The organism is Chryseobacterium jejuense (assembly GCF_017877355.1).
GTDB classification, from domain to species: Bacteria; Bacteroidota; Bacteroidia; order Flavobacteriales; family Weeksellaceae; genus Chryseobacterium; species Chryseobacterium jejuense_A.
In genome coordinates, this window is the sequence record NZ_JAGIPR010000001.1 from 424,506 (window position 1) to 438,615 (window position 14,110).

16 protein-coding genes and 1 CRISPR repeat array are annotated in these 14,110 nt (G+C 35.5%); of the genes, 11 read left to right on the forward strand and 5 right to left on the reverse strand.

Features of this window, described 5'->3' with window-relative positions:
- Positions 1 to 10 precede the first annotated feature (10 nt).
- Together cas1 and cas2 are read left to right on the forward strand one after the other, a co-directional pair.
- Complete coding sequence (cas1, locus tag J2772_RS01895; RefSeq protein ID WP_209912800.1) at positions 11 to 904, forward strand: type II CRISPR-associated endonuclease Cas1; 894 nt, start codon at positions 11 to 13, stop codon at positions 902 to 904.
- Positions 901 to 1,239: a CRISPR-associated endonuclease Cas2 gene (gene cas2 / locus J2772_RS01900; protein ID WP_034678328.1), complete on the forward strand. Its 339-nt coding sequence runs from the start codon at positions 901 to 903 to the stop codon at positions 1,237 to 1,239. The genes cas1 and cas2 overlap by 4 nt, the downstream gene beginning before the upstream one ends.
- A 57-nt stretch (positions 1,240 to 1,296) precedes the next feature.
- A CRISPR array of direct repeats spans positions 1,297 to 3,268; the repeat unit is 47 nt; unit sequence GCTGTGACTAATCACGAAGATAATAATTTTTGAAAGCAATTCACAAC.
- Between the two features lie 70 nt (positions 3,269 to 3,338).
- Here the strand turns inward: cas2 and J2772_RS24385 are convergent.
- Positions 3,339 to 3,500, reverse strand: coding sequence for a bacteriocin-like protein (locus J2772_RS24385; protein WP_410494377.1), 162 nt, complete (start codon positions 3,498 to 3,500; stop codon positions 3,339 to 3,341).
- A 283-nt stretch (positions 3,501 to 3,783) separates the two neighbouring features.
- Between J2772_RS24385 and J2772_RS01905 the strand changes: the two genes are divergently transcribed.
- Together J2772_RS01905 and J2772_RS01910 are read left to right on the forward strand one after the other, a co-directional pair.
- Positions 3,784 to 4,461: a YceI family protein gene (locus J2772_RS01905; RefSeq protein WP_209912802.1), complete on the forward strand. Its 678-nt coding sequence runs from the start codon at positions 3,784 to 3,786 to the stop codon at positions 4,459 to 4,461.
- Between the two features lie 152 nt (positions 4,462 to 4,613).
- A complete protein-coding gene (locus J2772_RS01910) occupies positions 4,614 to 5,162 on the forward strand; it encodes a type 1 glutamine amidotransferase domain-containing protein (RefSeq protein WP_209912804.1) in 549 nt (182 codons plus the stop codon).
- A 101-nt stretch (positions 5,163 to 5,263) separates the two neighbouring features.
- Here J2772_RS01910 and J2772_RS01915 read toward each other — a convergent pair whose 3' ends face one another.
- The gene (locus tag J2772_RS01915) at positions 5,264 to 5,620 is read right to left on the reverse strand and encodes a hypothetical protein (RefSeq protein WP_209912806.1); all 357 of its coding nucleotides are present in this window, start codon (positions 5,618 to 5,620) and stop codon (positions 5,264 to 5,266) included.
- A 141-nt stretch (positions 5,621 to 5,761) separates the two neighbouring features.
- Between J2772_RS01915 and J2772_RS01920 the strand changes: the two genes are divergently transcribed.
- The 7 genes from J2772_RS01920 (at position 5,762) to J2772_RS01950 (ending at position 13,385) form a co-directional block, all read left to right on the forward strand.
- Positions 5,762 to 6,013 (forward strand): DUF1294 domain-containing protein, encoded by a 252-nt coding sequence (locus J2772_RS01920; protein WP_209912808.1) that lies wholly within the window; start codon positions 5,762 to 5,764, stop codon positions 6,011 to 6,013.
- 85 nt (positions 6,014 to 6,098) lie between these two features.
- Positions 6,099 to 6,305 carry a bacteriocin-like protein gene (locus J2772_RS01925; protein ID WP_209912809.1) on the forward strand — a complete coding sequence of 69 codons (207 nt, stop codon included), beginning with the start codon at positions 6,099 to 6,101 and terminating at the stop codon, positions 6,303 to 6,305.
- A 134-nt stretch (positions 6,306 to 6,439) separates the two neighbouring features.
- On the forward strand, positions 6,440 to 8,245 hold the full coding sequence (typA, locus tag J2772_RS01930; protein WP_209912811.1) for a translational GTPase TypA: 1,806 nt from the start codon (positions 6,440 to 6,442) through the stop codon (positions 8,243 to 8,245).
- A gap of 141 nt (positions 8,246 to 8,386) precedes the next feature.
- Positions 8,387 to 10,000: a family 10 glycosylhydrolase gene (locus tag J2772_RS01935; protein ID WP_209912813.1), complete on the forward strand. Its 1,614-nt coding sequence runs from the start codon at positions 8,387 to 8,389 to the stop codon at positions 9,998 to 10,000.
- Positions 10,001 to 10,380: 380 nt separating this feature from the next.
- A complete protein-coding gene (locus J2772_RS01940) occupies positions 10,381 to 10,932 on the forward strand; it encodes a ferritin (RefSeq protein WP_209912815.1) in 552 nt (183 codons plus the stop codon).
- A gap of 198 nt (positions 10,933 to 11,130) precedes the next feature.
- Positions 11,131 to 12,222 (forward strand): redox-regulated ATPase YchF, encoded by a 1,092-nt coding sequence (ychF, locus tag J2772_RS01945; RefSeq protein ID WP_209912816.1) that lies wholly within the window; start codon positions 11,131 to 11,133, stop codon positions 12,220 to 12,222.
- Between the two features lie 89 nt (positions 12,223 to 12,311).
- Complete coding sequence (locus J2772_RS01950) at positions 12,312 to 13,385, forward strand: hypothetical protein (protein ID WP_209912819.1); 1,074 nt, start codon at positions 12,312 to 12,314, stop codon at positions 13,383 to 13,385.
- A 78-nt stretch (positions 13,386 to 13,463) separates the two neighbouring features.
- Here the strand turns inward: J2772_RS01950 and J2772_RS01955 are convergent, their stop codons facing one another.
- The 3 genes from J2772_RS01955 to J2772_RS01965 form a co-directional block, all read right to left on the reverse strand.
- Entirely contained in the window at positions 13,464 to 13,634 is a 171-nt protein-coding gene (locus J2772_RS01955) for a bacteriocin (RefSeq protein ID WP_209912821.1), read from the reverse strand.
- Positions 13,635 to 13,740: 106 nt separating this feature from the next.
- A complete protein-coding gene (locus J2772_RS01960) occupies positions 13,741 to 13,902 on the reverse strand; it encodes a bacteriocin (RefSeq protein WP_209912823.1) in 162 nt (53 codons plus the stop codon).
- Between the two features lie 36 nt (positions 13,903 to 13,938).
- Positions 13,939 to 14,091: a bacteriocin-like protein gene (locus J2772_RS01965; protein WP_209912824.1), complete on the reverse strand. Its 153-nt coding sequence runs from the start codon at positions 14,089 to 14,091 to the stop codon at positions 13,939 to 13,941.
- Between the last annotated feature and the right edge of the window lie 19 nt (positions 14,092 to 14,110).

The following is a 14,110-nucleotide window of genomic DNA, read 5'->3' on the forward strand; positions in this document are numbered from 1 at the left end:
ATTTTAAATTATGGTCACCCGCTCCATCTACATCGGCAATCCCGCTTATCTTAAACTCAAAGATGAGCAAATGTATATTTTAGAACCTTCCACTAAAGAAATGAAAGGCAAAGTCCCGGTGGAAGATTTGGGATTGCTGATGTTGGACCATTTCCAGATTACTATTTCTCATCAATTAATTCAGAAAATGATGGGAAATAATGTGGTTGTGGTGAGTTGCGACGGTCATCATTTACCCCACGGAATTATGCTTCCATTGTATGGACACACTGAACATTCCGAACGAATCAAGGACCAACTGGAAGCCAGCGAACCCCTCAAAAAGCAGCTTTGGAAACAAACCGTCGAATGTAAAATTGAAAACCAAAAAGAAGTTTTAAAACGGTTAGGAAATTATTATGAACCGATGACTGATTATCAAAATAATGTGAAAAGCGGCGATGTCACCAATATGGAAGGCATTGCAGCACAGCATTACTGGAAGTATCTCATTAGTTTGGATTTTCTGAGACAGCGTTTTGGAGATTCGCCCAATCAGTTTTTCAATTTTGGGTATTCGGTTCTCAGAAGCATTGTCGCAAGAGCAATCGTTGAGACCGGATTGCTTCCCGTTCTTGGAATTTTTCATAAAAATAAATACAATCCTTATTGCCTCGCCGATGACCTGATGGAGCCTTATCGCCCTTTTATCGATTTATTAGTAATGCAATGGCTTGCAATCAATTCAGAAACGGAAGAATTGACTAAAGAATTTAAAGCTTTCATCTTACAGATTGCGACCAAAGATGTAAGAATAGATGATAAAACCAGACCATTATTGGTTGCGGTGAAAACAACAGCTACCTCACTGTATAAATGTTATACGGGAGAAAAACGCCTGATCTCTTATCCTGAACTGATATGAATGCCGAAAGGTTTAATGCTTACCGAATTATGTGGGTTTTAGTATTATATGATTTGCCAACAGAAACTAAAGCCAATATGAAAGATGCCAACCGCTTTCGTAAATCTTTGCTGGATGATGGTTTTACATTATTTCAGTTTTCAATGTATGTAAGGCATTGCCCAAGTCGTGAAAATGCTGAAGTTCATATTAAAAGAGTGAAGTTTATGCTTCCAAAAGCCGGTAAAGTGGCTATTATGTGCATCACTGACAAGCAGTTTGGAGATATTGAAATATTCTTTGCCAGAAATAAAGAAGAACCGCCTCCAACCTTTCAACAGCTTGAATTATTCTAATTTTAAAATCCTAAAAACAAAAACAATCTGCTGATTTTCAGTAGATTGTTTTTTGAGGCTGTGACTAATCACGAAGATAATAATTTTTGAAAGCAATTCACAACTTTTTTCCTCGCTGGTGTTTTCTTTATTATGCTGTGACTAATCACGAAGATAATAATTTTTGAAAGCAATTCACAACGCTATCAGTGGAACAATATGAATTTTTGGCGCTGTGACTAATCACGAAGATAATAATTTTTGAAAGCAATTCACAACAGGGAGTACAGCGATGAGAAAAGTTTAGAAGCTGTGACTAATCACGAAGATAATAATTTTTGAAAGCAATTCACAACTATTCAAACTTGATGAATAAATAATACTCCGCTGTGACTAATCACGAAGATAATAATTTTTGAAAGCAATTCACAACAAACAGTAAATAATTAATAACAACTAAATCGCTGTGACTAATCACGAAGATAATAATTTTTGAAAGCAATTCACAACAGCAGTAACAGGAACATCTCCATCAATCCCGCTGTGACTAATCACGAAGATAATAATTTTTGAAAGCAATTCACAACAGTTTGGTTAGTAATTCTAAACATTCTCTAGCTGTGACTAATCACGAAGATAATAATTTTTGAAAGCAATTCACAACAATGTTGTCAATAAGCCTTAATGGAGTTACGCTGTGACTAATCACGAAGATAATAATTTTTGAAAGCAATTCACAACTTTAAAGGCATTATTAAGTTTTCTTGTTTCGCTGTGACTAATCACGAAGATAATAATTTTTGAAAGCAATTCACAACGAAGGCGAAAAGATTAGTTTCAATTCAAAAGCTGTGACTAATCACGAAGATAATAATTTTTGAAAGCAATTCACAACAAATACTGCATACTTTATCATAATTTCATTGCTGTGACTAATCACGAAGATAATAATTTTTGAAAGCAATTCACAACCGGAAGAATTGAATAAATATCATACGGAGAGCTGTGACTAATCACGAAGATAATAATTTTTGAAAGCAATTCACAACGGTTTTTCCGTTGATCAGATACAGCTGAAGGCTGTGACTAATCACGAAGATAATAATTTTTGAAAGCAATTCACAACACGAGATACACAAAAGAGTTGTCGGGACATGCTGTGACTAATCACGAAGATAATAATTTTTGAAAGCAATTCACAACAGAAGTTGCTGAAGGAAAACTTGGATCTAAGCTGTGACTAATCACGAAGATAATAATTTTTGAAAGCAATTCACAACCTGATTAATTGCCTGAACTGCTTTCGCTTTGCTGTGACTAATCACGAAGATAATAATTTTTGAAAGCAATTCACAACTCCATCCCGATCAAGGAATTCTTTCTGGACGCTGTGACTAATCACGAAGATAATAATTTTTGAAAGCAATTCACAACTGATATTCTTCCTGGTTGATATATCCTTCAGCTGTGACTAATCACGAAGATAATAATTTTTGAAAGCAATTCACAACTACTGGCAAGTAATTGTGAATAAAGACGGCGCTGTGACTAATCACGAAGATAATAATTTTTGAAAGCAATTCACAACGCTTCACTAAGGGCGTAGTATTCATTACGCGCTGTGACTAATCACGAAGATAATAATTTTTGAAAGCAATTCACAACATCATCTTATGATCCTAAAAAGTTCAAAGAGCTGTGACTAATCACGAAGATAATAATTTTTGAAAGCAATTCACAACTCACTTTCCGTTAACTCATTTTCAAACTCCGCTGTGACTAATCACGAAGATAATAATTTTTGAAAGCAATTCACAACACGGCCTGTAAATACAAGGCTTATCCCAAAGCTGTGACTAATCACGAAGATAATAATTTTTGAAAGCAATTCACAACGATAAACTAAACCACAATCGAAATGAATAGGCTGTGACTAATCACGAAGATAATAATTTTTGAAAGCAATTCACAACACTCCCTTAAGGCTAGAATCTAACACGCACGCTGTGACTAATCACGAAGATAATAATTTTTGAAAGCAATTTTGAAAAAGAATACAGAAAAAATACCCCTAAAAAGTGTCTAACTTGTTGGGGGTAATCCAAACCGGGGGACCTTATTTATGGTACATATGGAATACATCTGCAAGAGCAAGGTATACCAAGCTCTGGATCACATATAGCCATATCGTCACAAGTATGCAAATAGCCCGCTGGGCAGTAATCAACTCCTCCTTTAATAGATTTTAAGTTATCTCTTGTAACTCTTTTTAAGTTCTTCATGGTATAATTTTAATTTGTGAGTGCTAAATATATAAATTATTCTTTATTTAGGGATTTAACATAAGGATATTTTTGTAAATATCTCAAGATGTCTTTAAAGCAAACAGAAAAAAAATAGTATGATGAAATAAATATTTCCAGTTTTCGTTTATTTTTTACCATGTTATAATTTCTAACGTTGGTAAGAAAAATTACATTTCTTGATGTATGATAAGAGAAGCCCCATAAGGTTTTTCTATTTTTGTACCCGAAAACAATAAACTTTTTTAAACAGTTCAATAATATGAAAAAAATTAGCGTAATTGCATTAGTAGGAGTAGGATTGCTTTTAGCATCATGTGATAAAGGAAAATCTGCAGATACTGCAGCAACAGCTCAGGAACAAACCGTAGCAGAAAGCAAAGGTGAAACTTTGGCAGTAGATGCAGTAGGTTCAGTAGTAAACTGGAAAGCTTTCCATAAAGGAGGTATGGCACCTCGTTGGGGAACACTTGCTGTAAAGTCTGGAGATATCAGTGTTGATGGAGGTCAGGTTTCCGCAGGAAACTTTATCATTGATATGAACTCAATCAAGGTAGATCCTGCATCAGTAACTGAAAAAGATAAAAAACCTGCAGATCTTGAAGCTCACCTTAAAAACCCTGATTTCTTTGATGTAGCGAAAAATCCTACTTCAGATTTCAAAATTACAAGTGTTGCAGATTTGAAAGAAGCACCAAAAGACGCTGTAGCAGGAGCTAATAAAACCGTAAGCGGAAACCTTACATTATCAGGAAAAACAATGAATGTTACTTTTCCTGCTAAAGTAGATGTAGCTGAAAACTCAGCTGCTATTCAGGCTAAATTTACTGTAAACAGAGCAGATTGGGGAATCAAATTCGGAACTTCTGAAGCAGATCCTGCAGAATGGATGATTAGCAAAGACATCGAAATTGCTATTGATGTAAAAGCTAAAAAATAGGTTAATCAATTTTTTTGATAATATACAGAGCTGTCTTATTCAAGGCAGCTCTTTTAGTTTGTGTCTATTTTTAACCTTTTTTAGGAGTTTATAACATCCGGACGGCATTATTTTTTCTTTCTATTAAAGATAACACCCAAAATCATAATATCATGTCAAAAAAAATTGCAATTCTGGTGACAAACGGCTTTGAAGAAAGTGAACTTCAATCACCCAAAGAACATTTGGAGCAGCAGGGATGGACAGCTCATATTGTAAGTCCTGAATCAGGAACCATCAGATCATGGGCAGAAAAAGACTGGGGAAAAGACTATCGTGTTGACAAAACGCTGGATGAAGTAACGGCTTCTGAATATGATGCTTTAGTGTTACCCGGTGGTGTCATTAATCCGGATCAGTTAAGAACAAACGGACAGGCTCTGTCATTCGTGAGGGATTTTTTTATACAGAATAAACCCGTTGCAGCTATTTGCCATGGACCGCAGGTTTTAATCAATGCAAAGGTGGTTAATGGAAGAAGTATGACTTCCGTAAAATCGATCAGTAAAGATCTTATTAATGCCGGAGCCCATTGGGAAGATAAGGAAGTGATGGTAGATAATGGGCTGGTAACAAGCAGAGCTCCAAAAGACCTTCCTGCTTTTAATGCTAAAATGATAGAAGAATTTAAAGAAGGAAAACATGCGGGCCAAGTCTTATAGCCTGTATCTAAAACTTTGTAAAACCCGTAATTTTAAAATTCCGGGCTTTTTTTATAAGGGGTGAAATATATTTTAAAAATATTGCTGATGTTAAAAACTGATCAATTAAAAATCCATGAATCCTGAATACGTACACAATATTCACTTCCGAGATACAGAGGGTTACCATGTTTTTCAGACCAGAATCCGTCTAATATATCTGGACTCAGACAACGGTATACCGCAACCCCTTTATAGATTTTGTGGTCATCCCCTTCATAGTTAAAGTTAAGCACTAAGATACGGTCTTTATAAAATCCTGTTCCGTTCTGCATATGATCGCCAATTATCCATTGGGCAATAATGCGGGCATTTTCATCAACTGATAAAACCAATGTGCCTTGATAGGAAGTTTGGTCAGATTCTTCCTGGTTACTTCCCTTTATAGAATAGGTTCCTGCTAAATCATGTACTGTCATCGATTCATTTATTATGGGAGGCAAATTTAAAAAATCTTATGCTGATAAATATTATAAATGTCTTGTGGAGCATCTGACATTTATTAGGAAGCATTCTCATATATAAATTAAACTTTATTTTTGCAGCAAATTAATTGTAGTATGATTCCTTTTCTGCTGATTGCCAACCTTATTACCTTCGGAGTTTTCGGATTTGATAAACTACAGGCTAAAAGACATCAATGGCGAATTTCCGAGAATGCTCTTTTAGGTCTTTCATTGATAGGCGTTATAGGTGCGGCTTCAGGAATGATCGTCTTTAACCATAAGGTTTCTAAAAAATCTTTTCTGGTGAAGTTTTTTCTGGTGGTTTTAATTGATGTTGTATTGTTATATCGATTAATAAGACATTGATGGATAATATTTAATTAAGAGAGATGTTTTTTTGAATCCGGTTTTTTCTTACATTTATTATTCAATAACCAAAAACAATATAACTATGAAAAAACTAAGAAAAATTGCCAGAAATGAAATGAGAAACGTTCAGGGAGGAATTGCAAAAGGAATGGTAAGATGTAAGGATCCGGATACTTGTGCAGTCAGATGGGGATGGCCTACAGGGCTCTCCAGTAATTGTAATGATATGGACATTATATGTGGAAGCGCACCTGCTGTAGATCCATGTGAAACGTCTTTATGTATATAGCAGCCCAAGAGTGTTTTAGAACACTCTTTTTTTATGCCTCTGTAAACGTGTATTTTAAACAGAATATTAATTATTTATTTAATAGAATTGTTTTTCATTAAAAATCACTATTTTTGCACTCGTAAAAATCCTATATGCAAAACATTAGAAATATTGCGATTATCGCACACGTTGACCACGGGAAGACGACTTTGGTTGACAAAATCATCCACGCTACTAATATTTTCAGAGAAAATCAGGAGAGTGGAGAATTAATTATGGATAACAATGATCTTGAAAGAGAAAGAGGGATCACCATCTTATCCAAGAATATTTCTGTTACTTATAAAGACACTAAAATTAACGTAATTGATACTCCTGGTCACGCGGATTTCGGTGGAGAAGTAGAGAGAGTATTAAAAATGGCTGACGGAGTTATCCTGTTAGTGGACGCGTTCGAAGGACCAATGCCACAAACAAGATTCGTACTTCAGAAAGCTTTAGAATTAGGATTGAGACCATTAGTGGTTATCAATAAAGTAGATAAACCAAACTGTCGTCCGGACGAAGTTCACGATCAGGTATTTGATTTATTCTTCAACCTTGAAGCTACTGAGGAGCAATTAGACTTCCCAACATTCTATGGTTCTTCTAAGCAAGGTTGGTTCAATACTTCATTAGAGCAAACTGAAGATATCTTACCATTATTAGATGGTATTTTACAATATGTTCCTGAGCCTAAAGTAACTGAAGGAAACCTTCAGATGCAGATTACTTCTCTTGATTTCTCTTCATTCTTAGGAAGAATTGCAATCGGAAAAGTAACAAGAGGAGAGATCAAAGAATCTCAATGGATTGGTCTTGCACAGGCAGATGGTAAAGTTGTGAAAGGTAAAGTTAAAGAACTTTATGTTTTCGAAGGATTAGGAAAGAAAAAAGTAACTGAAGTACAAGCAGGAGATATCTGTGCTGTAGTAGGTTTCGATGCATTCCAGATTGGAGATTCTTTCGTAGATCTTGAAAATCCTGAGCCATTGGAAAGAACGGCTATTGATGAGCCTACATTGAACATGACGTTCTCTATCAACAATTCACCTTTCTTCGGGAAAGATGGTAAATATGTTACTTCTAACCACCTGAAAGAAAGATTAACAAAAGAATTAGAGAAAAACTTAGCATTAAGAGTTCAACAAACTGATGATGCTAACACTTTCTTAGTTTTCGGTAGAGGTATTCTTCACTTATCAGTTTTAATTGAAACGATGAGAAGAGAAGGGTATGAAATGACAATCGGCCAGCCACAGGTTATCTTAAGAGAAATTGACGGAGTAAACTGTGAGCCTTATGAATCTTTAGTAGTTGATGTTCCTGAAGAGTATGCATCAAGAGTTATCGACTTAGCTACTCAGAGAAAAGGTGACCTTCACATTATGGAAACTAAAGGAGAGATGCAGCACATGGAATTCGAAATTCCTTCAAGAGGTTTGATCGGATTACGTTCTCAAATGTTGACAGCTACTGCAGGTGAAGCTATTATGGCACACCGTTTCACAGAATACAAGCCTTTCAAAGGAGCTATTCCTGGAAGAAATAATGGAGTATTGATTAGCAAAACTACAGGTCCTGCTACAGAATATTCAATTGCAAAACTACAGGATAGAGGTAAGTTCTTCGTGGATCCGGGTGAGGAAATCTACACAGGGATGATTATTGGAGAGCAAAACAAACCTGGAGATCTTGTTGTAAACATCGTAGAAGCAAAACAGTTGAACAACATGAGAGCTTCTGGAAAAGATAAAGATACTGGTGTTGCACCGAAAATCTTATTCTCTCTTGAAGAATGTATGGAATACATCCAGGCTGACGAAGCGATCGAGGTAACTCCGAACTTCATCAGAATGAGAAAGAAAATCCTTTCAGAAGAAGAAAGAAAAAGAGTTGAAAGATCAGGAAAAGCTTAATTATTTCTGATTTAAAATCAAAATCATATAGAAAAGCCTCGAATTTTTCGAGGCTTTTTTTCTAAATAATCGGAAAAATTGTTTATTTTTTCAAAAGAATATCCGAAATATCAAAATATAATTTAAAGTAGTTTTACGGCTATGAAAATGAGTAAACTAAAACTTATCGTTTTATTGGGAGTTCTTGCGTCTTACAGTACCTCATGTTCCGTTCAGAACAATGTTACGAAGACTCCTCCTGTTAAAAATACAACAAAACCAAACTCCAACAATACTACAACCCAGCCAAAACCTCCTGTAGCAGTAAAGCCAACAACAGGAACGTCAACGGAAGAAACGTTCAGAACCACTCTTCCTGAAATCAAAAGAGAGTTTCGTGGCGCATGGATTGCCAGCGTTGCCAATATCAACTGGCCGTCAAAAAACAACCTGACTGTAGAGCAGCAGAAAGCTGAAGCCATCAGTATGCTGGATATGTTGAAAGATAATAACTTCAATGCTGCTATTTTTCAGATCAGACCCTCTGCAGATGCTTTATACACAAGTAATATTGAACCCTGGTCTTACTTCTTGACCGGAGAAACAGGGACGGCACCTTATCCAAGCTATGATCCGTTATTATTCTGGACCGAAGAAGCTCATAAAAGAGGGCTGGAGTTACACGTTTGGTTGAATCCTTATCGTGCTCATCATACTAACGGTGGTACAGTGAATAAGATGTCTATGGCCAATAGAATGTCTGACCTTGTCGTGAGATTAAAAAACGGGATGTATTGGTTTGATCCGGCTAACCCGAAAACACAGGATCACGTATCCAACGTAGTAAAGGATATTGTGAAAAGATATGATATTGATGCGATTCACTTTGATGATTATTTCTATCCATACGCTACTTACAACAAAGGAGCAGATTTCCCGGATTATGCAACATGGAGTGCTTATCAAAGCAGTGGTGGAACTTTATCAAGAGCAGACTGGAGAAGAGATAACGTCAATAAATTTGTAGAACGAATCTATAAAGAGATTCATGCAGAAAAAAATAATGTAAGATTTGGAATCAGTCCATTTGGAATCTGGAAACCGGGATATCCGGCAGGAATTGTAGGATCTTCTCAGTTTGATGAATTGTATGCAGATGCCAAATTATGGTTAAACAAAGGTTGGGTAGACTATTTTTCGCCACAATTGTATTGGCCAATCGATTCAAAAGGGCAGGGCTTTGAAGCATTGCTGAATTGGTGGCAGTCAGAAAATACAATGAAACGTCACTTATGGCCGGGTTTGAATACAGTTGAGATTAAAACTTATGATCGTCCAACAGAAATCAAGAACCAAATTGAGATTTCCAGACAAATATTAAAGAATAATGCAGGTGAAATTCACTGGAGTATTGCAGGATTAACTAAAAATCCGGGAATGCTTCCGACTCTTAAAAACGGTCCATACAGTGAAAAAGCATTAGTGCCGAAATCTCCATGGATCAAAACAGTTCCATTGCAGACACCAACATTATTTATTAGTGATAATGGAAGCTTTGCACAGACAAGATGGAGTGCGAAAAATGCTTCAGAAGTTTTCCAGTGGGTACTTTTCACTCAGTATGACGGAGAATGGCAAACAGAAATCTTACCATTGGATACCCTTTTCAAAGATATTTCTAAATTCAAAAATGGCAAAAAACTAAATGGAGTAGCGATCAAAGCCATTGACAGATTAGGAAACGAAAGTGACTATACGGCAAAAAAGATCAAATAAAGAAAAACTAACGATGGTATTGTAAATGCTGTGTAAGTTTTAATGAATATAAAAGGGTTTAGCTTTAAGTTGAACCCTTTTTTTATCAAATTATTAGCGTTCTTGAAATGACAAGTATAGCATTTAGCCTATCATTAAACCTATCTATATAAGTACAAAGCATGTCACTTACAATAACTAAAGTGCTAAAACCTTTGTAGGTAGGGTTTTACACGAAAGTTTTCCATGTCGTTTTTTATTTTAGAATAACTATAAATTATTAATTTAAAACAAATAAAATCAATGTGATATAATTTAATTTTATCTTTTTAAAGTAAAATAAAAACCTTAGCGGAATCATTTTTGCATGAATAACCTCATAATCACCAAAATATAACATTATGAATACTAACAGACTTTCCGCAAATGTGGAAAAAGCACTTAGTGACCAAATGAATAAGGAGATTCATGCATCACACATTTTTTTATCGTATGGAATTTGGGCCGATGATAAAGGCTATCAGGGAATTGCCAATTTTCTTTACCGACACGCCCAGGAAGAAAGAAACCATTCGATCAAATTCATGGAGTACATCTTAAACCGTGGTGGAAAACCCAAAGTGGGAGTCATTCCGGCACCTCCGGCCGATCCTAAAACACTGACGGACTGTTTTAAAGGTGTTTTCAAACATGAAGTTGACAACACAACCGCCATTTACAAAATCGTAGATCTTTCCATGGCTGAAAAAGACTGGGCCACATGGAATTTTATGCAGTGGTTTGTACAGGAACAGATTGAAGAAGAAACATTAGCTCATAACCTGATTGATAAATTAAAAATCGCAGGAGGTGACAGAGCCACAGACGAGTCTTTATTTACTCTAGATAAAACTTTGCAGGAAGCACCGAATGACGTACCATTGGCTCAGGAAGCCACAGGAAATAATCCGTAGAAATCATCGGTAAAGTAAAAACGGTTTGAAAATCCGTCAGAATGCTGATAGATTTTTTATTATGAAACTCCCTTAAAATTCACTATCTTTGCACGCTGAAAGTTCAGGAATCAACAACTAAGGCCAGGAGGAATAAAAACTTCAAACCTTACCCATTGAACTTTTAGGACCTAAACCTTAAACTTTGAATTTTACAATATGAAATGTGGAATTGTAGGCCTACCGAATGTAGGTAAATCAACACTTTTTAACTGTCTGAGCAACGCAAAAGCTCAATCAGCGAACTATCCTTTCTGTACTATTGAACCGAACCTGGGAACAGTTTCAGTACCGGATCAGAGATTGTTTGAACTGGAGAAAATCGTAAAACCTGAGAGAGTTTTACCAGCTGTAGTTGAGATCGTTGATATTGCAGGTCTTGTAAAAGGTGCCAGTAAAGGAGAAGGATTGGGTAACCAGTTCCTGGCAAATATTCGTGAGTGTGAGGCAATCATCCACGTTTTAAGATGTTTTGATAACGGAAATATCGTTCACGTAGAAGGTTCAGTAGATCCATTAAGAGATAAAGAAATTATTGATATTGAACTTCAGTTGAAAGACCTTGAAACAGTAGGAAAAGCAGTTGAAAAAGCTAAAAAATTCATCAAATCCGGTAAGAAAGAAGATCTTCTTACTTATGAAACGCTTCAGAACTTACAAAAGTTCCTTGAAGATGGGAAAAATGCAAGAGAATTTGCAATGGATGACTTTGCAAAATCAGTAATTGCTGAAGTTCAGCTTCTAACGAACAAACCGGTACTTTACGTTTGTAATGTAGATGAAAACTCTATTAAAAACGGAAACGACTGGATTGGAAAGATTGAGGAAATGGCTAAAAACGAAGGCGCAGAAGTTGTCGTTTTAGCTGCTCAGATTGAAGCTGATATCAATGAACTTGAAACTTTTGAAGAAAGAGAGATTTTCCTTGATGAACTAGGGCTTACAGAACCAGGAGTAAATCGTTTGATTAGAAAAGCTTATGATCTTTTAAAACTTCAGACGTATTTCACTGCCGGAGTGAAAGAAGTAAGAGCTTGGACTATCGGACAGGGATGGACAGCTCCTCAGGCAGCTGGAGTAATCCACACAGACTTTGAAAAAGGCTTTATCCGTGCAGAAGTAATCAAGTATAACGATTATATGACTTACGGTTCAGAAGTAAAAGTGAAAGAAGCCGGAAAATTATCTGTAGAAGGTAAAGAATATATTGTACAGGATGGTGACATCATGCACTTTAGATTCAACGTATAAGAAAAAATATTAAAGTTAGTTTTATAAAAAAACGCTTCCATAATATAATTTGGGAGCGTTTTTTGCATTCAGTAGCAAAACTTTTTAACATGAAATATATATGCCTGTCGATATTTATTTTCCTGCTATCCTGTACAAAAACTGTTGAGGATCGATGTTTTATCACTACTGAAGACAAAATCCAGAATGCCTATAAAGAAGATAACCCTTATACTGTAAATCAAATTCTTAACAATAAACCGAGATATCTTGAAATTGTAAATCTTGCCAAATACAGAAATTTTAAAAAGGACAGCATAGAATCCGGTCGGTTTTGGGATAATGAGGAAATATGGAAAGCCCACATAGAAGAATTTAAAATATTTCAGAAAAAATTTCATGATGAGTTTGGGTTTTCCAGCCGGCAGGAAGTGGGGAATACAACATATGCCTTAGGATCTAATAAGTTAGGATATTGGTTATTGAAAATTCAGGATAATAAGCCTTCTGCTTATTTTTTAGGGCTAAGCTTTAGTCATTATTATATCAATAAAATTCAGGAGCAGCCAATGATCAAAGACGGATTTCTTCAGCTGGAAGGAAGCCTTGTAAAGATTATCAAGGTGGGTGGCCTTCCAGGGTATGATGATTATTCTGCAATAGAGGATGGTAAGTTATTTAAAATTAACTTGAAGGATTTGTTTAAAGATTCGGATAATGATGGGTATAATGATATTTTCGAAAAAAGTTTTGGATTGAATGAAAATAATAGGGATACAGATGGGGATGGAGTTGATGATTTTAATGATCTGAATCCTATGTTCCGGTCTGAGAATAATAAATTTGTTCAGTTATACGAAATGCTGTTACCTCAATATTCCGGAATTGAAAATTTCAGGAACTTACATTATTCATTTGAGTTTTTCATAAGTGACTGTGATTATTTCCATCAGATCAATCCTTCCCTCAGAGTCTTGTTTTTACCTGAAAATGAAGAGAAACAAACCTATTATACAAGAGTGACTGATGTGGTAGACCATGGTGTATCTAAGTTGAAGCGAGATCATGAAGCTACTGATTACTATTATATTGAAACATGGGGGAGTAGTTACTCAAGTGATTACTCCGCAGTATTTAAAGACGGTAAATGGATTCTGAAAAATATAGGATCAACTGTAATTTAAAACGGACTGTTTACAATAAAAAGCACTTTCAAACCAATGAAAGTGCTCAAATTATAAAAAATAACATAAGGTTCATGTTTAGTCCAGTGGCGGATCCAATATGGTTCTGCACTTTCTTTCAAAGCAGCTGTTACCAACAGTTGTACATAAACCTGTTGCGGGATCAATACATCTCAGTAATCCACCGGTGATTGATCGTAATTCTTTTTTGTTCAGCTTTTTTCCGCTGTTTAAGTTTTGATTTTCCATAATTTCTCTATTTTAAAAATGGACTTATTATTAATCAAACGGAGGTTTGGGTAAATATAAACAGATTCTATCATTACTCATTTCTCCAGCTATTTTAGGCATGTGCTTATGGTTCTAATACAGGTCTGCACTGTAACTCAGCACACCCCCATCCAAAAATTCGGCATTGCCCGGTCATAGGATCTATACACTGTCGTAATCCTCCGGTAATGCTTTTTAATTCTTTGTTATTGAGTTTTTTTCCTTTGTTTAAGTTTTGATTTTTCATGATTTCTTATTTTTTTAAATGAATTTATTGTAGTTATTAGTCAAATGGAGGTTCAGGTACATACCAGCATGCTCTTTCAGCGCATCCTGTTCCTGTTATTTTACATCGGCCTTTTTCGTCTATGCAAGAGAATGATCCACCAGTAATGGTTTTTAACTCTTTCTTATTTAATTTTTTTGCATTTTTCATAGTATTAATTTTAAGAAAT